Source organism: Georgenia muralis (assembly GCF_003814705.1).
Lineage (GTDB): Bacteria > Actinomycetota > Actinomycetes > Actinomycetales > Actinomycetaceae > Georgenia > Georgenia muralis.
In genome coordinates, this window is the sequence record NZ_RKRA01000001.1 from 395837 (window position 1) to 418217 (window position 22381).

The following is a 22381-nucleotide window of genomic DNA, read 5'->3' on the forward strand; positions in this document are numbered from 1 at the left end:
CAGCGACTCCCAGGAAGCGGGGCGACTCCGCAGGAAGCGGGGCGAGTGAGCGGCTGCGGGGGTACGACCTCGACGCGCGGCCACGTACTCGACGCGACGCCACGTACTCGACGCGAGGCCACGACCTCGTCGCGGATCCCCGCGGCGTCAGCCTCGGGACGGACCCGCGAGGCGTCAGCGGTCGACGGTGTCCGGGTCGTCCGCGCCGGTCTCCTCCATGAGGGCGGCGTCGCCGCGCAGGAGCGCCACGGCCGCGTCGGCGGTGCGCCGCGCGTCCTGGAGGTCCGCACCGGTGACGGTGACGTGGCCGAGCTTGCGGCCCGGGCGCACCTCCTTGCCGTACAGGTGGACCTTGGCCTCGGGGTGGCGCGCCATGACCTCGGCGTAGGCCTCGCGCGGGTCGGCCAGGTGCGAGCCGAGCAGGTTGACCATGACCGCGGCCGGCGCCCGGACCGAGGTGTCCCCCAGGGGCAGGTCGAGCACCGCCCGCAGGTGCTGCTCGAACTGGCTGGTGACCGAGCCCTCGATGGTCCAGTGGCCGGAGTTGTGCGGGCGCATGGCCAGCTCGTTGACCACGAGCCGTGAGGAGCCGTCGTCGGCGTGGACCTCGAACATCTCCACGGCGAGCACCCCGACCACACCGAGACCGGTCGCGATGCGCTCGCCGATGGTCCTCGCCCGGTCGAGGGTCTCCTGGGAGAGGTCCGGTGCGGGCGCGAGCACCTCGGCGCAGACCCCGTGCTCCTGCACGGTCTGGACCACCGGCCAGGTGCGCACCTCGCCCGTGCCGTCCGGCCCGCCGCCCGGGCGCCGGGCGACGAGGACCGCGAGCTCCTTGGTGAAGGGCACCTTCTCCTCGGCGAGCAGGGCCTCGCCGGCGGCCAGAGAACCGAGCCAGTCCGCGGCCTCGTCGGCGGCGCGGACGACGCGGACCCCCTTGCCGTCGTACCCGCCGCGGGCGGTCTTGACCACCACCGGCCACCCGGTGGCCGCCCCGAACGCGTCGAGCTCCGCGGCTGTGCGCACGGCGGCCCACGCCGGGCAGGGCGCGCCGAGCTCGGTGAGCCGGCGCCGCATGACGATCTTGTCCTGGGCGTGCACGAGGGCCTCCGGGCCGGGCCGCACCGGCACCCCCTCGGCCTCGAGCTCGCGCAGCAGGTCGTTCGGGACGTGCTCGTGCTCGAAGGTGAGGACGTCCGCACCCGCCACGAGCGAGCGGACGGCCGCCGCGTCGGCGGCCGCGCCCACCGGCGCGTCGGGCACGACCTGCGCGGTGGCCACCGTGGGCGACTCCACGAGGACGCGCAGGTGCACGCCGAGGGCGATCGCCTGCTGCTGCATCATCCGGGCCAGCTGGCCCCCGCCCACGACTGCCACAATCGGTGCTCCCACGATGGGCGAGCCTATCCGCGGTTACCCTGACGTGGTGACGACGTTCCGCGGGCAGGACACCCCCGCGACCGCGGCGGGCACCGACCGCGCCGAGCCGGGACACCCCCGCACCGACCGCGCCGAGCCGGGACACCCCCGCACCGGCCTGCTCGGGCGGCTCCTGCGCGGCCAGAGCCTGAGCGCGTGGTTCGTCGAGCTGGTGCGCTTCCTCGCCGTCGGCGGCTCCGCGTACGTCGTCGACGTCGGGCTGTTCAACCTCCTGCGGTTCGGTCCGGGCGAGCTCCTCGGCGACAAGCCGCTGACCGCGAAGGTCGTCTCGGTCACGGTCGCGGTGGTCGTGGCATGGCTGGGCAACCGGTACTGGACCTTCGCCGGCTCTCGCCAGCCCTCGCGGCGACGGGAGCTGACGATGTTCGCCCTGGTCAACCTCGGCGGGATGGCGATCGCCGTCGGCGTGCTCGCCATGAGCCACTACGTGCTGGGGTTCACCTCCCCGCTGGCCGACAACATCGCGGCCAACGGTGTGGGTCTCGTCCTGGGGACCGCGTTCCGATACGTGTGCTACCGCTACCTCGTCTTCACCGCCGACGGCGGCGCCGCCCCACGCTGACGAGCGCGCCCTGGGGCAGGACGACGTCGGGGTCGAGCGCGGCCGGGACGGCGTTGAGGAAGATCGTGAAGACCGGCGGGCGCCGCTGGCTCAGCTCGAGCCGGCCGCCGTCGGCCGCGACGAGGTCCCGGGCCAGAGCCAGGCCGAGGCCCGTGCCGGACCCGCCGGAGACGTGCTTGGTGAAGATGTCGGGGGCCAGCTCGTCGTCCACGCCGGGGCCCTCGTCGGAGACGTCGACGAAGACGCCCTTGCCGGTCGCGGTGCGCCGCGAGACGACGCGGGTGGCGCCCGCCCCGTAGCGCAGCGCGTTCTCCAGCAGCGTGGCCAGGACCTGGGCGAGGGAGCCGGGGGTGGCCAGGACGGCCAGGCCGGCCGCGTCGTCGAAGACGAGCTCGCGCTTGGCCTTCCGATACGTGCGGGCCCACTCCTCACGCTGCTGCTCGAAGACGTCCCCGAGGTGGACCGCCTCGGTGGTGCCGCCGCCGGCGGACCGGGAGGTGCGCAGCAGGTCCTCGACGACGCCGGTGAGGCGCTCGGTCTGCTCCAGCGCCAGGTGGGCCTCCTCACGCACCTCGTCCTGCTCGCTGAGGGCCTCGATCTCCTCCAGGCGCATCGACAGCGCCGTCAGGGGGGTGCGCAGCTGGTGGGAGGCGTCGGCGGCGAACTGCCGTTCCGCGGCCAGGCGCCCGGCGAGCCGGTCCGAGGTGCGGGCGAGCTCGGCGGCGACGAGGTCGATCTCCTCGATGCCGGTGGGCTTCATCCGGGGTCGGACCAGGCCCGAGCCGACCTGCTCCGCCGAGGCGGCGAGGTAGATCAGCGGCGCGGAGAGCTTGCGGGCCTGCCGCCGCGCCACGGCGAGGCCGACGACGAACGCCGCCACGACGCCCGAGGCGACGAGCAGGATCACGCTGATCGAGCGCCAGCGCACCTGCCACGCGTCGACGTCCATCCGCACGGTGGCGCCCGAGGGGGTGATCTGCAGGGACCGGACCACGCGGTCGGTGAACACCGGTCCGGCGCGGTACTGCTCGCCGTCGGGCCCCTGGACGAGGATCCCGGCCTCGAGGTTGACGGTGCCGTCGACCCACGGCTCGAGCATCGAGTCGCTGAGCTCCTGGTCGTTGACCAGGCGCCGCTCGATGGAGCGGCCCAGGGAGGACGCGCGCAGGTCGAGGGTGGAGCTCTCGGACTCCCACACGAGGATCGCCCCGAAGACGGCCATCGGGACACCGAGGATGAGGACCGCCGCGGTGACCGCGACGAGGATCATCTGGGTCGCGCGGCGGCGCACGGGAGGCTAGCTCCCGGACGTCTCGAACCGGAAGCCCATCCCGCGCACGGTGGTGATGTACTTCGGGTCGTTGGCGTCGTCACCGAGCTTGCGGCGCAGCCAGGACACGTGCATGTCCAGGGTCTTCGTCGAGCCGGTCGGGTCGGTCCCCCACACCTCGCGCATGAGGGTCTCGCGGCCCACGACCGAGCCGGCGTCGCGCACGAGGACGCGCAGCAGCTCGAACTCCTTGGCCGTGAGGTGCATCTCGCGCGTACCGCGGAAGGCGCGGTGGGCGGCGACGTCGACCCGCACGTCCTGGGCGACGAGCTCGTCCTCCTCGGTGACGTCCCCGCCGGCGCGGCGCAGCAGCGCCCGCACGCGTGCGAGGAGCTCGGCCAGGCGGAAGGGCTTGGTCACGTAGTCGTCGGCACCGGCGTCCAGGCCCACGACGAGGTCGACCTCGTCGGCCCGGGCGGTGAGGACGAGGATCGGCAGGGTCAGGCCCTGGTTGCGGATGTGGCGGGCGACGTCGAGGCCGTCCATGTCCGGCAGGCCGAGGTCGAGGACGACGAGGTCGACGCCGTTGGGCAGGTCGTCGATCGCGGCCTGGCCGGTGCCGTGGGGACGGACGTCGTACCCCTCCCGCCCGAGCGCCCGGGCCAGCGGCTCGGCGATCGCCGGGTCGTCCTCTACCAGCAGCACGTTAGTCACGCCGTCATCGTAGGACAGAACGTCAACAAAGGGTCAAGCCTTGCTCACCAGGTGGCGTCGTCGCAGGTCAGGGGTGTGCAGCTCGCCCTGTGGCGGGCCCCGGGGCCGGCTGAGGTCTGGCGCGGGCCGGCTGAGATCTCGGCGCGGGTCGGCCGAGATCCCCGTGCAGCTCGGCTGCGCGTGCAAAGGTCAGCCGGGGACCCGACGCAGCTCGTAGGGCATGACCTGGCCCAGCCCCTGCAGGTCGGCGACGTCGCGGGGGACCATGGTGTACCGGCGCGCGACAGGGGTGAGCGACATCGCCCGGGCCGTGTCCGGGTCCATGAGGATCGCGCCGGGCGGGGCGACGTCGACCAGGCGCGAGGCGAGGTTGACCGTGGGGCCGAAGACGTCGCCGTTGCGCGAGAGCACCCCGCCCCACACCACGGCCGCCCGCACGGGCAGCATGTTCTCCTTCGCGTGCAGGGCCTCGACGAGGTCGACGGTCACCTCCGCCGCCGTCGGCAGGTCGTCGGCGACGTAGAGGATGGCGTCACCGATGGTCTTGACCACGCGGGCGCCGTGCGTGGTGATGACGTCGCGGGAGGTGTACTCGAAGGTCTGGACGAGGTCGGCGAGCGCGCGGGAGCCCAGCTCGGTCGACCGGCGGGTGTAGGCGACCATGTCCACGAACCCCAGGGCGCGCTGGAGCGGCAGGTGGAAGGGGTCGGTGTCCGGCTGGCGCATCTCCGCCACCTCGGCCTCGGTGCGCACCATGAGGGCACCGAGCTGGCGGCGCCAGGCGTAGTTGAGCTGGGTCTGGAGGACGTCGACGATGCCGGGCAGCTTGTCGAGCACGACGAGCCGCGCCGAGACGTCGTCGAGGTCGAGGGTGCGCGCGGCGTGCTCGATGAGGGCCTCGGTCTGCCAGAGCACGAGCCGGTCGGTCATGTGCGACTGCGCCCGCAGGAGCGAGATGACGGCCGTCATGTCCAGGCGGCCGTCGTCGACGAGCGAGGCCATCTCCTGCAGGGCGGCGACGTCGCCGTCACCGAAGAGGACGACGTCGTCCTGCACGTTGGGGAACGCCATCGCCTTCCAGAAGGTCCGGGCGAGATCGACCGACACCCCGGCCCGCTGCGCCAGCTCGATGATCGTGTACCGGGCGGGGCCGCCGAGGAGCTGGTCGAGGTGCTCGGCCACCGTGGAGGACGGCGCGCTGTTCGAGCGCGCCTCGCCGATGTCGTCCGTCCGGTCCGGGACGGCGTCGGGCGCGCCGCTCGTCCCTGGCTCGGTCGTCACCGTCGCAGCCTAGCCCGCGACCCGGGCGGGACGTCGGCCCGCGGGTCAGCGACGTCGGACGTGGCTGACGTCCCCGGCGCGCACGGCCACCTCCCGGCCATCCTCGGTGCGGACGAGGAGCGCCCCGTCGGCGCCGAGCGAGGTCGCGGTGCCCTCGAGCCGTTCCCCGCCCGGCAGGTCGACGGCGACCTCCTGCCCGAGCGTGGCGCAGCGCTCGGCGACCTCGCCGGTGAGGGCGCCGGTGTCCCCGCCGGCCGTCTCCCAGCGGTCGAGGAGGGCGACGAGGTGCCGGCCCACCGCGGCGAGGACGTGCTGCGGCGTCGCCGCGGCGCCCTCGAGCCGCAGCGACGTCGCCCAGCCGACGGGCAGCCCCGACCGCTCCTCCGCGACGTTGACGCCGATCCCCAGGACGACGGCGGGTGGCTGCCCGGGCACGACCTCAGTCAGGATGCCGGCCACCTTGCGGTCCCGGCCCCAGCCCGGCAGGTCCTCCTCGCCTGCGTCGACCATCACGACGTCGTTGGGCCACTTGAGCGCCACCCGGCGCCGTGCCGCAGCGCCGCCGCCAGCGCCCGTCAGGACGTCCTCCACCGCCCGGAGGACCGCCAGGCCGGTGAGGAGCGTGACCCAGGCGAGGTCCTGGGCGGGCACGCGCGGACGCACGAGGACCGAGGCGGTCAGCGCCTGGCCGGGGGGCGTGTCCCAGGACCGCCCCGCGCGGCCCCGGCCCGCGTCCTGGGCGTCGGCCACGAGCACCGACAGGTGCGGCCACCGTCCGGGCTCGCGGGCGGCGGCCTCGCGCAGGTCGGTGCTGGTCGAGCCGGTGCGCGCGACGCGCACGGTCCGGGAGAAGGGGGCGGCGCCGTCGTCCATGGCCCCCATGGAACCACCGCGGGCCGATTTGTGGGACCCGCACAACCACCCGGGCCTGAACACGCACATCCTGCCCAAGGAGGGGTGGGGGTCCGACAACTACTCTCGGGGACGTGACCGATACGACCGAGAAGACCTCGACCACCACCGCCGCGAAGCTCGCGGACCTCGCGGACCGGGTCGAGGCCGGCATCACCGCCCCGGCGGACGCCGCCCGGCAGAAGCAGCACGGTCGGGGCAAGAAGTCCGCCCGCGAGCGCCTCGAGGCCCTCCTCGACCCGGGCTCGTTCACCGAGCTCGACGCCTTCGCCACCCACCGCTCGACGGCGTTCGGCCTCGAGCGCCGTCAGGTCCCCGGCGACGGCGTCGTCACCGGGTACGGCACCGTCGACGGGCGGCAGGTGTGCGTCTACTCCCAGGACTTCACCGTCTTCGGTGGCTCCCTCGGCGAGGTGCACGGCCAGAAGATCACCAAGGTCATGGACCTCGCCCTGCGCACCGGGGTGCCGGTGGTGGGGATCTCCGACGGCGGTGGCGCCCGCATCCAGGAGGGCGTCGCGGCCCTGACGCAGTTCGCCGAGATCTTCCGGCGCAACGTCGCGGCCTCCGGGGTGATCCCGCAGATCTCGCTCATCCTCGGCCCGAGCGCCGGCGGGGCGGTCTACTCCCCCGCGCTCACCGACTTCATCGTCATGGCCGAGGGCACCTCGAACATGTTCATCACCGGCCCCGACGTCATCAAGGCGGTCACCGGCGAGGAGGTCGGCTTCGAGGAGCTGGGCGGGGCGGCCACCCACGCGCAGCGCTCGGGCGTGGCCCACTACCAGGCCGCCGACGAGGACGACGCCATCGACTACGTGCGCGCACTGCTGTCCTACCTCCCCTCGAACAACCTCTCCGACGCCCCCTCGTGGCCCGTGCCGGCCGCCGAGGCCGATTCCGCGCTCGAGGTCACCGACGCCGACGCCGAGCTCGACACCCTGGTCCCGGACTCGGACAACCAGCCCTACGACATGCGCACGGTCGTCGAGCACGTCGTCGACGACGGCGAGCTGCTCGAGGTCCAGCCGGGCTACGCCCAGAACATCATCACCGCCTTCGGCCACGTCGAGGGCCGGCCCGTCGGGATCGTGGCGAACCAGCCCCTGCAGATGGCCGGGACGCTGGACATCAACGCCTCCGAGAAGGCGGCCCGGTTCGTGCGCACCTGCGACGCGTTCAACCTCCCGGTCCTGACGTTCGTCGACGTCCCCGGCTTCCTGCCCGGCACCGACCAGGAGTGGAACGGGATCATCCGGCGCGGCGCCAAGCTCATCTACGCCTACGCCGAGGCGACCGTCCCGCTTGTCACCCTCATCACCCGCAAGGCCTACGGCGGCGCGTACATCGTCATGGGCTCCAAGCAGCTCGGCGCCGACATCAACCTCGCCTGGCCCACCGCCCAGATCGCCGTCATGGGCTCCGGCGGGGCGGTGAACATCCTCCAGCGCTCGGCGCTGAAGAAGGTCGCCGACGCCGGCGGCGACGTCGAGGCCGAGCGGGCCCGGCTCGTCGCGGACTACGAGGAGGCCCTCGTCAACCCGTGGGACGCCGCCCGGCGCGGCTACGTCGACGCCGTCATCGCCCCGTCCGAGACCCGCGTGCAGGTCGTGCGTGCGCTCCGGGCGCTGCGCACCAAGCGGGCGAGCCTGCCCGCCAAGAAGCACGGGAACATCCCGCTGTGACCACCACGGAGATCTCGGCCGCCACGCCCGAGGACTTCTCCGGCGACGACGACACCGTCGCGGTCGCCCTGGCCGGCGCCGGGTCGGCCGGCGACGGTGGGCTGCCGGCCACCGCGGCGGTGCGCGTCGTGCACGGCGCGCCCGACGAGGTCGAGCTGGCGGCGCTCGTCGCGGGCCTCGTCGCGGCCCGGGCGGCAGCCGTCGAGCTCGGCGGCCTGCCCGACGAGGGGGCCGAGCAGGTCCGCACGCGCTGGACCGACCGCACCCGACCGCTCGGGGCCGGCCCCGTCCCCGGGCCGGGCTCGTGGCGCTGGTCGCTGCACCCCTGAGGGCGCGCCGCTGGGCGCTGCATTCCTGACGGCGCCAGACGTCGCACGCCGGCGCCGCGCGTCGCTCCCGCACACCGACGACCCCCGACGCGACACGCCCCCTCACCCGGCCCTCGCCCTGCCGCCGGCCAGGTGACGCCGCGCCGCCCCCAGCCCTGGCGCACCACTACCGGTGCGAGCCACGCCGTGCCGCCCAGCACCGGCGACCCAGCACCCGCGGCCCGGTCCGCGGCAGCCCTCATCCCGTCGGCGACCCTCGTCATGGCTGGTGCGGCGAAGCCGTCCCCGCGGCGCCGGCCGCTCGCAACCCCCAACGTGGGGGGTCCCCCGGCCTCAAGTTTGGGGATTGAGGGCCCCTGTCGGGCGCGGGAGGCTCACCAGTGGGGAACACCGATCGGCGCACGTGCGGCCGACGGCGCTTTGGGGGGGCCCACAGCTGAGGCTGGAGGCCGGGACATGGGGACGACGTCGACCGAGGCACGGTCGCTGCCCCTGACGCGCCGCTGCGCACCCGCCTCCCTCGCCAGGACCGGCCGCCCCCGCCGCCCGCGGCGCACCCGTCGCGGCCGCTGCTCGTGCCGGCCCGCCGTCCGGCGCTCGCCCGCCCCCCGGACCCCTCGCACCAGCCGGGCCCTGCCCCGGTCGTCGCTCGGGACGGACGAGGACTCCGGGCCACGCCGCGGGTGGGACCCGCAGACGGACCGCACAGAGCAGCAGCACTCGGCGCAGGCCTCGGCCCGCCGCCACCTCGCAGGACCAGAAGCTTTCCGACCACCTTGGTAAGGAGCCAACGATGGCCGAAGTACCGCGGCACCGTCAGGACCGCCGCACCAGAGCGACCAGGCTGGGGGCACTCGTCTCAGCGAGTGCCGTCATGCTGTCCGGAGTCTTCGTCGTCACCGGTCCGGCCGGTGCGGCCCCGCCGCCCGGTCAGGACTTCAACGTCACGACCGGCGACCTCGAGTTCGTCCTCAAGCAGATCCAGATCTCCGAGGCGCACGCGGAGGACGTGGTCACCGAAGACCCCGACTCCTCGCCGCTGTGCCGGCCGGGCAACCGCTTTGACGCCGCCACCCAGACCCACGTCGACGCCGACGGCGACCCGTGCGTCGGCGCTCCCACACTCCCCTTCGGCCTGCGCACCGTGGACGGCCGATGGAACAACCTGTTGCCCGGCCAGGATGGCTACGGCGCCGGCGCGCGGACGTTCCCCCGCCTGCTCGAGGCCCAGTACCGCACCGCCGACCCCGTGCCCGCGGGCTTCCCGGGCGCAGGCTCACCGACCACGTACGAGCAGACCCAGGGCATCGTCTTCGACTCCGAGGTCCGCACCATCTCCAACCTCATCGTCGACCAGACCACGGCCAACCCGGCCGCCGTCGACGTCGCTGCCCGCGTCGAGGGCGCCGGCGTCATCAACGGAGCGACGATCAGCCGCCTCGCCGGCCCCGACCGGTTCGCCACCGCAGCCGCGATCAGCGCCTCACGGTTCGGACCGGGCGTCCCGGTCGCGTTCATCGCCACCGGCCAGAACTTCCCCGACGCCCTTGCGGGCGGCCCAGCTGCCGCAGCCGAGGGTGGTCCGCTGCTCCTGGTCTCGGGCACCGGCGTCCCGGCGGCGACGGCCGCCGAGCTCCTGCGCCTGCAGCCCCAGAACATCGTCATTCTCGGCGGGACCCCGACGGTCAACGACGCCGTGGCCGACATCCTGACCAGCTACACCGCCGGCACCGTCACCCGTCTCTCCGGTCCCAACCGGTTCGCCACGGCCGCTGCCATCAGCGCCGCCACGTTCGCCCCGAACGTGACCCGCGCCTACGTCACGACCGGGTTCAACTTCCCCGACGCGTTGTCCGCCTCGGCGCCCGCAGCCCGGGACGGTCACCCGATCCTGCTGACCAACACCGGCTCCGTCCCCGCCGAGACGGCCGCTGAGCTCACCCGCCTCGCACCCCAGGAGATCGTCGTCCTGGGCTCGAGCACCTCCGTCTCCGACGCCACCATGGCCGCCCTGGGCTCCTACGCCCCCACGGTGACCCGTGTCTCGGGCGCCGACCGCTACGCCACGTCCGTCGCCATCTCCGCGGCCAACTACCCCACGGCGACGACGGAGGTCTTCCTCGCCAGCGGCGCCAACTACCCCGACGCGCTGGCCGGCGGCCCGGTCGCGGGCCTCGCCGGTGGTCCCCTCCTTCTCGTGCCGGGCACCGGCGCCCTGCCCGCCGTGGTCGCCGAAGAGCTCCAGCGGCTCAGCCCCCAGCGGGTGACCATCCTCGGTGGCCTCCCCACCGTTTCAGCAGCCGTGGAGCAGCAGGTCGCCGGGCTCATCGCCGGGACGGACATCTTCATCCCGGACATCGCCACGGACGAGGGCCTCTCGGCCTCGGCCACGTCGCTGTTCACGATCTTCGGCCAGTTCTTCGACCACGGGCTCGACCTCGTCTCGAAGGGCGGCAACGGTGCTGTCATGGTGCCGCTACAGCCGGACGACCCGCTGTACGTCCCCGGTTCCCCGACGAACTTCTTCGTCCTGGACCGCGCGACGATCGACTCCACCGACGGCGGCCGCGAGCACACCAACCGCACGACGCCGTTCATCGACCAGAACCAGACCTACACCTCGAACCCGTCGCACCAGGTCTTCCTGCGGGACTACGACCTCGTCGGCGGCGTCCCCGAGTTCACCGGCCGGCTCCTCAACGGGGCCGACGGCGGCCTGGCGACCTGGGCGGACACCAAGGAGCAGGCGCGCACGGTGTTCGGCATCGACCTGGTCGACGACGACGTCCTCAACGTCCCCCTCCTCATGACCGACCCTTACGGCCGCTTCGTCCCGGGCCCCAACGGGTTCCCGCAGCTGGCGTTCGAGGACGGCTTCGTCGAGGGCAACCCGGCCGCACCGATCTCCACCACGGGCGCACTCCGGGCGAACCAAGCCTTCCTCGACGACATCGCGCACGGCGCGGTGCCGCAGGACCCGCCGGCCGGGTACGACAACGCGGCGCTCGACGCGCACTTCGTCACCGGCGACGGACGCGGCAACGAGAACATCGCCCTGACGGCCGTCCACCACGTCTTCCACGCCGAGCACAACCGCATGAGCGAGCAGATCAACGACTTCCTCACCACCGAGGCCCCCCCCGAGCTGCTGGCCGGCTTCCAGGCGGACGGCTTCTGGGACTACGGCGAGCGCCTGTTCCAGGCAGCGCGCTTCTTCACCGAGATGCAGTACCAGCACCTGGTGTTCGAGGAGTTCGCCCGCCGCATCCAGCCCAACATCGACCCGACGGTCCAGAACGAGAACTCCTACGTGCCGGACCTCAACCCGGCCATCTCGGCCGAGTTCGCCCACGTCGTCTACCGCTTCGGGCACTCGATGCTCACCCAGACGGTCGACCGCGAGTTCGACGGCGTGGTCGAGGAGATCCCGTTGCTGGACGCGTTCCTCAACCCGGTGGCATTCCGTACCGGGCCCAACGGTGAGACCCTCACCCCGGACGAGGCCGCGGGCTCCGTCATCCAGGGCATGGCCCAGCAGACGGCCAGCGGCATCGACGAGTTCGTCGTCGACACCCTCCGCAACGAGCTGCTCGGCCTGCCGCTCGACCTGCCTTCGATCAACATGCTGCGCGCCCGTGACACCGGCGTCCCACCGCTGCAGGCGGCGCGGACGACCTTCTTCGACGCCACCCAGGCGCCGGAGCTCGAGCCCTACAGCAGCTGGGAGGACTTCCGGCTGAGCATGAAGAACCCGGAGTCCATCCTCAACTTCGTGGCGGCCTACGGCATCCACCCGACCCTCGACGGTGTCACCACGATCGAGGGACGGCGGACCGCCGCCGAGGCGCTCGTGGCCGACCCGGCCTTCATGACCGCCCCGGCGGCAGAGACCGGCCTCAACGACGTCGACTTCTGGATGGGCGGCCTCGCGGAGAAGCCGTTCGTCTTCGGCGGCATGCTCGGCACGACGTTCAACTTCGTCTTCGAGCAGCAGCTGGAGAGCCTGCAGAACGGCGACCGCTTCTACTACCTCAACCGCAACCTCGGGAACACCCTGTTCCACACCCTCGAGGCCAACTCGCTGTCGCAGATCATGCTGCGCAACACCGAGGCCACCGCCCTCCCGCACGACGTCTTCGCCGACCCGCAGATCTCCTTCGACCTCACGGACCCGGCGGCGGACCTCCAGGCGGCTGGCCTGACCCTGCTCAACGGCCAGTGGCGCTTCACCGGCGGGGAGCACATCTTCATCCAGGGCACCGACCAGGCCGACAACGTCCGCGGCGGCATCGGCGACGACTCCATCTGGGGTCTGGCCGGTAACGACCGCATCGAGGGCGACGACGGTGTCGACGCCATCATGGGCGGCGACGGCGACGACATCCTCACCGACCTCAACGGCGACGACCGCATCCAAGGCGAGGCCGGCAACGACGTCATCAGCGGCGGCCCCGGTCTCGGCGACATCCTCTTCGGCGGGTCCGGCAAGGACTTCATCATCGGCGGCCAGGACAAGGCGACCTCCTTCGCCGGCCTCGGTGACGACTTCCTGCTCGGCTCCACCGGTCCGGACAACCTCATCGGCCACGAGAACGACGACTGGATCGAGGGCGGCCTGGGCCACGACCTGCTGGTCGGGGACAACTCCAACACGATGATGAACGACCCGAACCTCAGCCACGGCGGGCACGACGTCATCATCGGTGGTCCCGGCAACAACGACCACGACGCCGAGGGCGGGGACGACATCATGGTCGCCGGCCTGGGCACCGAGCGGTTCGGCGGCATGCTCGGGTTCGACTGGGTGACCAACAAGGGCACCGGCGTCCCGCTCAACACCGACCTCGCGCTGGTGTTCGGCATCCCGCAGAACCTCACCGCGATCCGCGACCGCTACCTCAACGTCGAGGCCGTCTCCGGCTGGAACGGCAACGACGTCATCCGCGGCGCCCAGGCGGCGGAGCCGCTCGACGGCGCCACCGACGGCCTCGGCTACGGCAACCGTCTCACCCAGGAGCACCTCGACCGCGTCGCCGGCCTGCGGGACCTCCTTGGCGGCGGCGAGATCCCGGTCTACGCCCAGCCGTTCCTGGTCGGGCAGACCGAGCTGGACACGGACTTCAACAACAACATCCTCCTGGGCGGTCAGGGCAGCGACCTGATCGAGCCTCGCCTCGGCCGCAACTTCGTCGACGGCGACGCCTGGGTGGACGTCAACGTGGTGCACCGGCCGGGCGGCGGCGACGTCGTCGAGCGGCAGGCCAGCATCAACGCCTACGCCGTGCGGATGGTCAACGGGACGATCAACCCCGCGGACCTGTACACCGAGCGGCGTCTGCAGAACGACACCACCAACCAGGCGGACGCCATCGACACGGTGGAGTTCTCGGGCAGCGAGCTCGACTACACCATCGAGCAGCTCGAGGACAACGTCTGGCGCGTGACGAACACGGTCGTGGGCGCTGCCCGCGCCGACGTCGTCCGCAACGTCGAGCGGCTGCGGTTCAACGACGTCACCCTGTGCCTGCCCGCAGGCCTGGGCGACCCGACGGACTGCACCCAGGAGAACGGCTCGATCACCGTGACCTCGACCTTCGTCGAGGACGAGGCGCTCACCGCCGACCTCCAGCTCGTCGACCCCGCCAGCGTGGTGGGTCCGGTGCTGTACGAGCTCCAGATCGCCCAGGACGTCGCCCAGGACGGGATCACCGACCAGTGGATCACCACCCAGGCGAACAACACCGGCAGCTTCACGCTCGGTGACGCCGAGGTGGACTGGCAGGTCCGGGTGGTGGCGTCGTACACCGACACCGCCGGGGCCACCCAGATCGTGCTGTCCGACCCGTCGCCGGTCTTCGTCCAGAACGTCAACGACGCTCCGGTGGCGCCGACGATCATCCCGGCGGCGCCCATCCTGGGTGACTTCGTCCGGATGGCCACGGCTCCGGAGGACGCGGACGGCACGACCGGCCTCGTCGCCGGCACGACCGGCGCGTGGCGCTTCCAGCGCGGCGCCGGGGACACCTGGACGGACATCGCCGGCGCGACCGGCACGGGTCTCGACCCGGTCCCGACCTACCAGGTGACCGCCGAGGACCAGGGCTCCGCCCTACGCCTGGTCGTCAGCTACACCGACGACCTCGGCACCAACGAGAACGCCGCCTCGGCGGCGACCGAGGTGGTGCCGGGCGGCTAGTCCGACCGACAGGGGCGGGGGTCCGGGCGTCAGCCCGGGCCCCCGCCCGCATGGATCCAGGTCCGGGGCGGGAGGTGACTCATGGCCGGACCGCAGGGTGCCCGCCGGCTGCTGCTCGTCCACCCGTCGCCCGACCTGTACGGCTCGGACCGCCAGCTCCTCGAGACCGTCGGGGCCGCCGTCGCGGCCGGCTGGCGGGCGCACGTGCTCCTGCCCGAGGACGGTCCGTTGCACGGAATCCTCCGGGCGCGGGGTGCGTCCACCGCCGTCATGACCTTCCCGGTACTGCGCAAGTCCGTCCTCACCCCCGCCGGGATGCTCCGCTGGGGCCTGGCCGCCGTGCCGGCGGTGGTCCGGATGGTCCGCACGCTGCGCCGCCTGGACGCGGACCTGCTCTACGTCAACACCCTGACCATCCCGCCGTGGCTCCTCGCCGGCCGGCTCGCCGGGGTACCGGCTCTGTGCCACGTCCACGAGGCCGAGGACGACCAGCCGTGGGTCGTGCGCACGGCCCTGAACCTCCCCCTGATCCTCCCCCGCTCGGTCGTGGCCAACAGCGGCGCGACCCGGGCGTCGGTGACGGCGACCCGGCCGCGGGTGCGACGTGTCGCGGTCGTCCACAACGGGGTGCCCGACGACGGGACACCGCGCGAGCCCCGGGAACGACGACCGACGGACCCGCTCGCGGTGGTCGTGGTCGGCCGGCTCTCGCCCAAGAAGGGCGTGGACCTCGCCGTGGAGGCGGTGGCCCGGCTGCGTGCGACCGGGCTGCCCGTCACCCTCGACCTCTACGGCAGCGTCTTCCCCGGCTACGAGTGGTTCGAGGACCAGCTCCGCCGCAGGGTGGCCCGGCCAGACCTGGCCGGCGCGGTCCGTCTCCACGGTTACGTCCACCCCACCCGCGCCGCCCTCGAGGCCGCCGACGTCGTCCTCGTCCCCTCGCGGGCCGAGACGTTCGGCAACTCCGCCGTCGAGGCGATGCTCGCCGCACGCCCGGTCGTGGCCGCCCGCGTGCAGGGCCTCGCCGAGGTGCTGGCCGACGCGCCCCGGACCGGGCTGCTCGTCGAGCCGGGGTCCGCCGACGCCCTCGCCGAGGGCCTCCGCGCCGTCGCGGCCGACCCGGCGAGGGCCCGGGAGCAGGGCCGGCGGGCCAGGGCGTACGCGCTCGAGCACTTCTCCCTGCGGCGCTACGGGGAGGCGCTCACCGCGCTGCTCGACGCCGGCGCCGGGACAGGCCGTCGCGGACCTTCCGTGCGGTCATCGCGGCCACGAGCCCCGGGTCCGCCGCCGCGGCACGCAGGATGAGAGCCCCGTAACGTGGGTGGGTGCGGGGGCCCCCCGCCCGCAGGTTCATGGCCTCGCGCAGGAGCACCCGGGCGCGCAGCGCGCGGGGCGGCCGCGGGTGCACCGGCACGGCGTGCACGCCGGCGTAGTGCAGGCGGATGGCCTCGGACGCCGCGATGCTGCGCATCGGGTCGTGCGTGGACTTGCCGCCGGCGAGCGTGTACCTCGCGCTGACCTCGTCGTGGAACTCCAGGTGACCGGACCCGACGGCCCGGACGGTCAGCTCGTAGTCCTCCGCGTAGGCCGGCCACAGCCCCGGCGGTGCGTCGGCGACGGCGGCGCGCAGGACGGGGGCGCGCCACACGATCGCCGCGGGGGCACCGGGGGCGAAGCCGTCCCGCAGCAGGTCGTCGAGCCGCACGCGCCGGCGCCGGGCCCGCATGGTCCGCTCGCCGCCGCCCGGCGCGACGGCCAGGGTCACCCCGCCCACCCCCGCGCAGTCCGCACCGCGGGAGGGCAGCAGCGCGAGGGAGCGGGCGACCCCCGACGGCACGAGCTCGTCGTCGGCGTCGAGGAGCACGATCACCGCCGCGGTGCAGGCCCGCACGCCCGCCCGGCGGGCGGCGGCGGCCCCGGCGTTGGACTGGACGAGGGTGGTGCAGCCGAGGCTCCGGGCGAGCGCCGCGGTGGAGTCGGTGGAGCCGTCGTCGACGACGACGACCTCCTCGGCCCCGCAGGCCCGGGCGCTGGCCACCGCCCGGGCCAGGGTGCGCTCGGCCTGGTAGGCGGGGATCACCACCCCGAGCCCGGTGGTCACGGGTGCCCGCCCTCTCCGCGTGCTCCACCGACCCCGCCAGCCTCGGGACCGACTCCGGGAGCCTCGGGGGGCGCGGCTCCAGCGGTGACGGTCACGCGGTCGGCAGCGGCCGGATCGCGACGTGGGAGCTCCCCCGGCCGGACCCGTCCGGTCCCGCCCACCGGGACGGCCGGTCGCGCCGGCGTGCCCGCCAGCGCGAGGAAGACCCACGGGAAGGTCATCCAGAACCCGTTCGTCGACGTCGAGGTGAGCACGACGGCGACGAAGACGGGCAGCGCGCCGAGCCGGTCAGCGCTGCGCGCCCAGAGGGCGAGCAGGAGCACCGCGAACCCGAGCACCCCGACGACGCCGGAGTCGTAGAGCCACGCGATCCAGAGGTTGCCCACGTACCCCTCGGTCACCCCGGTGATGTCCACCGGGTGCCGCTGCGCGTAGGAGTTCACCCCGAGGCCGAAGAGCCACGCGTCGGCGGCGTCGAGGTCGGCCAGGGCGAGGCGCCAGGTGTCCACGCGGTACGAGCCGGTCCCGATCTCGAAGTTGAGGAGGTTCTCGATCTTCCACACCAGCGAGCCCGGCTCCGCGCGCAGCTCGCCCCAGCGGGCGAGGAGGAGCCCGGCCCCCAGGGCGTAGACCATGAGGGCCGGCGGCGACCTGAGCAACCGTCCGTGCCGGGTGAGCGCCCAGAAGGCCAGCACGACGGCCAGGGCCACCCAGGCCGCCCGGGTGTTGGTGAGCACCAGGGCGATGACGACGGGCAGGGCGAGGAGCAGGTGCCGCGTCGAGAGCTGACGGCGCCGGTGCACCATGACGGCGAGCCAGCCGGCACAGAGGCCCCCCATGAGGTTCGGCTCCAGGGCGAGCCCCCGCACCCGGGGCAGGCCGCCCCCCTGGGACGAGGCGACCAGGGGGGTGGTCTCGGGCGGCAGGGCGACGAGGAGGACGAGCGAGACCGCACTGACGGCACCGAGGATCCACGTCCCGGTGCGGACGAGGGCGGCGTGGTGCGGCGCGAGCCGGAGCACGAGGAAGTACGCCGCCACCCCGGCGGTGAGGTTGAGCAGCATGAACAGCGAGCGCACCGGCTCCGGCGCCACGAGGACGGAGGAGAGGAACGACGCCGCCCACCACGCCGCGAGGCCCGCCATCGCCACCGCCCCCGCACGCACCGGCGGTGGCGTCGTCCCTCGCCCGTCGAGGACGGCCGCGAGAACGAGCAACGCGAGGGCGAGCAGCTCGACCCGCACCGTCGCGGGGCCCACGTCGAGGGCGACACCGTTGGCGAGCACGGCGAGGAAGAACACGGCGAACGCGGCGCGGACGCTCAGCGCCAGCCGGGGCAGCCACAGGGCCGCGGCGACCGCGGCCGCGGTGAGCACCCCCGGCAGCAGGTACTCCCTCACGGGGGCATCCCAGCACCTCAGGACGCGCGAGGGAAGGGGGCCCGCAGCCGCGGCGCCGGAGCGAGCACGCCCGGCTCGAGCACGGCGGGGACGAGCTCCGGCGCAGTTGCGGCGACCCGCGCCGCGGGGACCGGCGCGACCTGCACGGCCGGCACCGGCTGCGGGCTGGGCACCCCCCACGTGGCCGCGACACCGGCCCGGTGACCGCTCGGGCGGACCCGCACGGGCCCGTCGACGGCCAGGCGGGTCGCGAGCGTCTCGTAGGCGTCCGCGACCTCCTCCCAGTCGTAGCGACGGGCGCGCTCGAGGGAGCGGATGCCGCGGCGGGCCGTGGCGTAGGGGTCGGTCTCGGCAGCCTCGAGGGCACGGGCGACGTCCGGGGCGGTGACGAAGTACTCGGCCGCCTCGGCCAGCACGTCGCGGTTGAACGGGACGTCGTAGGCGAGGCACGGCGCGCCGGCCCCGATCGCCCGCAGCAGCGACGGGTTCGTCCCGCCGACGCTGTGGCCGTGCAGGTAGGTCGCGCAGTTCGCGTAGAGCTGGTCGAGGAGCTCCTGGTCCCACACCCCGCCGAGGAAGCGCACCCGGTCGTCGGCGAGGGCGTGGACGGTGGCGGTGTACTGGTCGGAGTACGGCGCGGTGCCGACGACGACCAGCGGCAGCCGCGCACCGCTGCGGACGTATCCCTCGACGACGAGGTGGAGGTGGTTCTCGGGCTCGAACCGGGCAACCGCGAGGTGGTAGCGGCCCGGCAGCAGACCGACCTCCACCAACCGGCCGGCACCTGGCGCCACGATCGGTGCGCCGTAGGCGATCTGGTTGCTCTCGGCGGCGAACTCGGCCCGGTAGTACTCCGCGATGCCCTCGGCGTCGGCGATGAGGGCGTCCGCCCAGCGGACCCCCAGGCACTCCGCCAGGAGGTAGTAGGCCCGTCCCGCCCCGGCCCACTTGGCCCGCCGCCACTCGAGCCCGTCGACGTGCAGCGCCACCGGCACGCGCAGCGCCCGCAGGGCGGGCAGGAAAGGAGAGTTGGCCGCGTTGAACACCATGGCGACGTCGGGACGGCCGGCGGCGAGCAGGTGCCCCACCGACAGGGCGGTGTGGGAGAGGGTCTCCAGGCTCTTGCGTCGCAGCGCCGGGAGGTGCACGAGCCGCATCCCGAGGTGCTCCGGCCGCCCCGCCTCCCCGCCGGTCCGGCAGTACACCCTGACGTCGTGGCCGCGGGCCGCGAGGCGGCTGCCGACCTCCTCCACCGCCGTCTCGAAGCCGCCGTAGCGGGCCGGGACGCCACGGGTCCCGAGGAAGGCGATGCGCAACCGGCCCGATCCTTCGCTCATGGTGGCCTCGCTTCCTGGTGTCAGTACGCGCCGTCGGCGCGCAGCACGGCGCCCGCGGTCCGCAGGAGGATGGCGACGTCGCGCCGCAGCGAGCGGTGCTCGACGTAGTCCAGGTCGAGACGGACGGAATCGGCCCAGGACAGGTCCGACCGGCCGCTGATCTGCCACGGCCCTGTGATCCCGGGCTTCACGAGGAGCCGGCGGCGGGCCGTCAGGTCGTACCGGGCGACCTCCTCGGGCAGGGCCGGGCGCGGGCCCACCACGCTCATGTCGCCTCGCAGCGCATCCCACAGCTGAGGGAGCTCGTCGAGGCAGTACCGCCGGAGGAACCGGCCGACGGGCGTGACGCGCGGGTCGTCGTGCATCTTGAACAGGACGCCGTTGCCGTCGCTGAACGCGGCCAGAGCGGCGCGACGGGACTCGGCATCGACCGTCATCGAGCGGAACTTGTGCATGGTGAAGGTGCGCCCGTCCCGTCCGACCCGGACCTGCCGGAACAGCACCGGGCCGCCGTCCCCGACGGCGACGGCCAGCGCGACGGCCAGGAGGACGGGCGTGAGGAGCAGGAGGGCGAACGCCGAGACCACGACGTCCGTCGCCCGTTTGACGGCGGCCTCCGCGCGACCTGCGAACGCCACGACCTGCCGGTCTCGAGCCGGCGTCGACGCCGGCGCCGCCGCGGACCGGCGCGCTGCCGGCGCGGGTGACGGCCAGCCGATCGCCGTGATCGGGCGGTGCTCCACGATCGCCACGGGGCCCCCAATCGCCTTGTCCCCTTCCGGCGAGCGTAGGGAGCGGCCGATGAGGGCCGGAACCCCCAGACGCGGGGTTCGAGACCCCCCATCCGGGGGGTGCCCAACGCCGTCCGGGGCCAGGTGACGGGCGGTACCGTGCCAGCCATGACTCCGGCCTCCGGCGGACCGGCGCACGGCGGGAGCCCCCCGTCGTCGCCCCTCGTCCGGGCGGTGATGACCACGGTCGTCGGGAACCTGGCCCCGGCGGTGGCAGCGCTGGCGGCCGCCCCGATCCTCGCGCAGTCCCTGGGCGTGACGGGCCGCGGCGAGCTGGCTGCCGCGACCGCACCGTTCCTCCTCGCCGTCACGCTCGCCACGCTCGGGGTACCGGAGTCCGCCACCTACGCGATCGCCCGCAGCCGGGCGGTCGCCGCCCGGACGACGCGGCGGGCCCTCGCCATCCTCGCCGGGGCGGGGGCGGTCGCCGCCGTCGTCGTCGTCCTCCTCGCCGGGGTGCTCGCCGGTGGGGACCCGGACCTCGCGTCCCTCGTGATGCTCGGGGCCGCCGCGATCGTGCCGGCGCTGGCCGTAGGGGTGCTCCGTGCCACCGCGGCCGGTCTGCAGGCGTGGGGGCTCGTCGCCCGGGAACGGGTCACCGGTGCCGCGGTGCGCCTGGGCGCGGTGGCGGCCCTCGCCGCCGCCGGCGCACTCACGCCCCTGACCGCGACGGTGGCCACGGCTGCCGCTCCCGTCGTCGCGGGCCTGGCGTACCTGCCCCTGCGGGGACGGCTCGGTACGGGCGCCGTCGCGCCCCCGCTGCTCGGCTACGGCCTGCGGCTGTGGGTGGGGTCGCTCTCGGGGGTGCTGCTCGCCCGCGTCGACCAGGTCCTCATGACCCCGCTCGCCGGTGCCGCGGCGCTGGGCCTGTACGTCGTCGCCGTCAACATCAGCGAGGTCCCGCTCGTGCTCTCGGCGGCGGTGCGCGACGTGACGTTCTCGGCCGACGCCGCCGCCCGGGACGACGCCCGGCTCACCGCCTCGGCCCGGCTCAGCGCGGCCGCGAGCGCCGCCGTCGGGCTCGTCGTGGGGGTGACCATGCCCGCCTGGGTGCCGGTGGTCTTCGGCGCCGGCTTCGCGGCGTCGGTGCCGGCCGCCGGGCTGCTCGTCGTCGCCGTGGTGCTCGGCGTGCCGGGCTCGGTCGCCGGCGCCGGGCTCTCCGCCCGGGGGCACCCGGGCCTGCGGAGCGCCTCGCTCGCCGTCGCGGCGGTGGTCAACGTCGTCCTCGTCCTCCTCCTCGTCCCCGCCCACGGCGCGATCGGAGCCGCCGCGGCCACCCTCGTGGGTAGTCTCCTGTCGTCCAACCTCAACATCTGGTGGCTCCGCCGCGTGGCGGGGGTGCCGATGAGCGCCTTCTACGGTGTGCGCCGGTCGGACGGCCGGGCCGCGGTACGGGCACTACGGACGGTGCGACGCCGTTGAGAGGAGCTCGCGTGCGAGGCAGTGACGGGCCGCGACCACGACGGTCTGCGCGGGCACGTGGCCCGGGGTGGGAGGGGCTCGCCGCCCGGACGTCGAGGCGCCTCACGACGACGCTCCGCCAGGCCCGCCTGGAGATCCGCAACCGGCTGACCAGAGCCCCGGTCACCGGCACCGCTGACGTCGTGGTCTCGATGACCTCGTACGGCCGGCGCACCGCCGCCGTCCACCTCGCGCTGGAGTCCATCGGCCGTGGCACGGTACGTCCACGCCGCCTCCAGCTCTGGCTCACGGAGGACGAGCTCGCGAGCGGTCTGCCGGCGCCGCTGCGCCGGCTCCGGGCCCGTGGGCTCGAGATCCTCCCGACAGCGGACCTCGGCCCCCACAAGAAGTACTACCCCTACGTCGCGGCGCAGGAACGGCACACGGCGCCGCTCGTCACGGCCGACGACGACGCGCTGTACCCCAGGTACTGGCTGGAGCGCCTGCTGACCGCCTACGGCTCCCGACCGGACGAGGTCTCCTGCTTCCGCGCGAACGTGATGGGCTTCTCGGGCGACGTTCCCCGCCCGTACGCGCAGTGGCAGGCGTGCACCAGCACCGAGGCCAGCCTCGCGCACCTCATGACGGGGGTGGGCGGAGTCCTCTACCCGCCCGAGCTGCTCGTCGACCTCAGAACCCTCGGTACGGGCTTCCTCGACGTGGCCCCGTCCGCCGACGACCTGTGGCTGCACCACGCCGCGCTCCGGCGGGGCATGCGGGTACGCCAGGTCGTCGGTCGCCGCCTCGACTTCCCTCCGGTGCTCCGCTCTCAGCGTTCGACGCTGACGAGGGAGAACGTTGCCGGCGGCCAGAACGACCGGATCGTCGCGAGGCTCTACTCGCCGTCCGACCTCGCGCTCATCCGGGCGGACAGCCGCGACGGGTGACCTGTGTCACACTGA

At 74.0% G+C, this 22381-nt stretch carries 16 protein-coding genes; 7 read left to right on the forward strand and 9 right to left on the reverse strand.

Features of this window, described 5'->3' with window-relative positions; all coding sequences use genetic code 11:
* Nucleotides 1-174: 174 nt before the first annotated feature.
* Nucleotides 175-1392, reverse strand: a complete 1218-nt coding sequence (locus EDD32_RS01730) for a 5-(carboxyamino)imidazole ribonucleotide synthase (RefSeq protein WP_123914077.1) — start codon at nt 1390-1392, stop codon at nt 175-177.
* Nucleotides 1393-1426: 34 nt separating this feature from the next.
* On the opposite strand from EDD32_RS01730, the gene EDD32_RS01735 reads away from it, so the two are divergent.
* On the forward strand, nt 1427-2002 hold the full coding sequence (locus EDD32_RS01735) for a GtrA family protein (protein WP_246005925.1): 576 nt from the start codon (nt 1427-1429) through the stop codon (nt 2000-2002).
* Here EDD32_RS01735 and EDD32_RS01740 read toward each other — a convergent pair.
* The 4 genes from EDD32_RS01740 to EDD32_RS01755 form a co-directional block, all read right to left on the reverse strand.
* The gene (locus EDD32_RS01740; RefSeq protein ID WP_123914081.1) at nt 1971-3293 is read right to left on the reverse strand and encodes a sensor histidine kinase; all 1323 of its coding nucleotides are present in this window, start codon (nt 3291-3293) and stop codon (nt 1971-1973) included. The genes EDD32_RS01735 and EDD32_RS01740 overlap by 32 nt on opposite strands.
* A 6-nt stretch (nt 3294-3299) precedes the next feature.
* The gene (locus EDD32_RS01745; protein WP_123914083.1) at nt 3300-3986 is read right to left on the reverse strand and encodes a response regulator transcription factor; all 687 of its coding nucleotides are present in this window, start codon (nt 3984-3986) and stop codon (nt 3300-3302) included.
* Nucleotides 3987-4175: 189 nt separating this feature from the next.
* Nucleotides 4176-5267 (reverse strand): adenylate/guanylate cyclase domain-containing protein, encoded by a 1092-nt coding sequence (locus EDD32_RS01750; RefSeq protein ID WP_123914085.1) that lies wholly within the window; start codon nt 5265-5267, stop codon nt 4176-4178.
* Nucleotides 5268-5312: 45 nt separating this feature from the next.
* Nucleotides 5313-6149 (reverse strand): biotin--[acetyl-CoA-carboxylase] ligase, encoded by an 837-nt coding sequence (locus tag EDD32_RS01755; RefSeq protein ID WP_211338692.1) that lies wholly within the window; start codon nt 6147-6149, stop codon nt 5313-5315.
* 104 nt (nt 6150-6253) lie between these two features.
* On the opposite strand from EDD32_RS01755, the gene EDD32_RS01760 reads away from it, so the two are divergent.
* The 4 genes from EDD32_RS01760 to EDD32_RS01775 all read left to right on the forward strand — a co-directional run bounded on the left by EDD32_RS01760 (nt 6254) and on the right by EDD32_RS01775 (nt 15694).
* Entirely contained in the window at nt 6254-7864 is a 1611-nt protein-coding gene (locus EDD32_RS01760; RefSeq protein WP_123914087.1) for an acyl-CoA carboxylase subunit beta, read from the forward strand.
* Nucleotides 7861-8193, forward strand: coding sequence for an acyl-CoA carboxylase epsilon subunit (locus tag EDD32_RS01765; RefSeq protein ID WP_123914089.1), 333 nt, complete (start codon nt 7861-7863; stop codon nt 8191-8193). The genes EDD32_RS01760 and EDD32_RS01765 overlap by 4 nt, the downstream gene beginning before the upstream one ends.
* Nucleotides 8194-8986: 793 nt before the next feature.
* Entirely contained in the window at nt 8987-14389 is a 5403-nt protein-coding gene (locus EDD32_RS01770) for a peroxidase family protein (RefSeq protein WP_123914091.1), read from the forward strand.
* A gap of 81 nt (nt 14390-14470) precedes the next feature.
* Nucleotides 14471-15694, forward strand: coding sequence for a glycosyltransferase family 4 protein (locus EDD32_RS01775; RefSeq protein ID WP_123914093.1), 1224 nt, complete (start codon nt 14471-14473; stop codon nt 15692-15694).
* Here EDD32_RS01775 and EDD32_RS01780 read toward each other — a convergent pair.
* From EDD32_RS01780 to EDD32_RS19305, 4 genes are read right to left on the reverse strand one after another with little or no spacing between them, the layout of a single operon-like run.
* Nucleotides 15591-16490: a glycosyltransferase family 2 protein gene (locus tag EDD32_RS01780; RefSeq protein WP_170175160.1), complete on the reverse strand. Its 900-nt coding sequence runs from the start codon at nt 16488-16490 to the stop codon at nt 15591-15593. The genes EDD32_RS01775 and EDD32_RS01780 overlap by 104 nt on opposite strands.
* On the reverse strand, nt 16487-17890 hold the full coding sequence (locus EDD32_RS01785; protein WP_123914097.1) for an O-antigen ligase family protein: 1404 nt from the start codon (nt 17888-17890) through the stop codon (nt 16487-16489). Before EDD32_RS01785 ends, EDD32_RS01780 begins: the two co-directional genes overlap by 4 nt.
* 17 nt (nt 17891-17907) lie before the next feature.
* The gene (locus EDD32_RS01790; protein ID WP_123914099.1) at nt 17908-19227 is read right to left on the reverse strand and encodes a glycosyltransferase; all 1320 of its coding nucleotides are present in this window, start codon (nt 19225-19227) and stop codon (nt 17908-17910) included.
* Between the two features lie 20 nt (nt 19228-19247).
* Nucleotides 19248-19865 (reverse strand): sugar transferase, encoded by a 618-nt coding sequence (locus EDD32_RS19305; protein WP_425459466.1) that lies wholly within the window; start codon nt 19863-19865, stop codon nt 19248-19250.
* A 261-nt stretch (nt 19866-20126) separates the two neighbouring features.
* On the opposite strand from EDD32_RS19305, the gene EDD32_RS01800 reads away from it, so the two are divergent.
* On the forward strand, nt 20127-21440 hold the full coding sequence (locus EDD32_RS01800) for a lipopolysaccharide biosynthesis protein (RefSeq protein ID WP_123914101.1): 1314 nt from the start codon (nt 20127-20129) through the stop codon (nt 21438-21440).
* Nucleotides 21441-21451: 11 nt separating this feature from the next.
* The gene (locus EDD32_RS01805) at nt 21452-22366 is read left to right on the forward strand and encodes a hypothetical protein (protein WP_123914103.1); all 915 of its coding nucleotides are present in this window, start codon (nt 21452-21454) and stop codon (nt 22364-22366) included.
* Nucleotides 22367-22381: the final 15 nt, after the last annotated feature.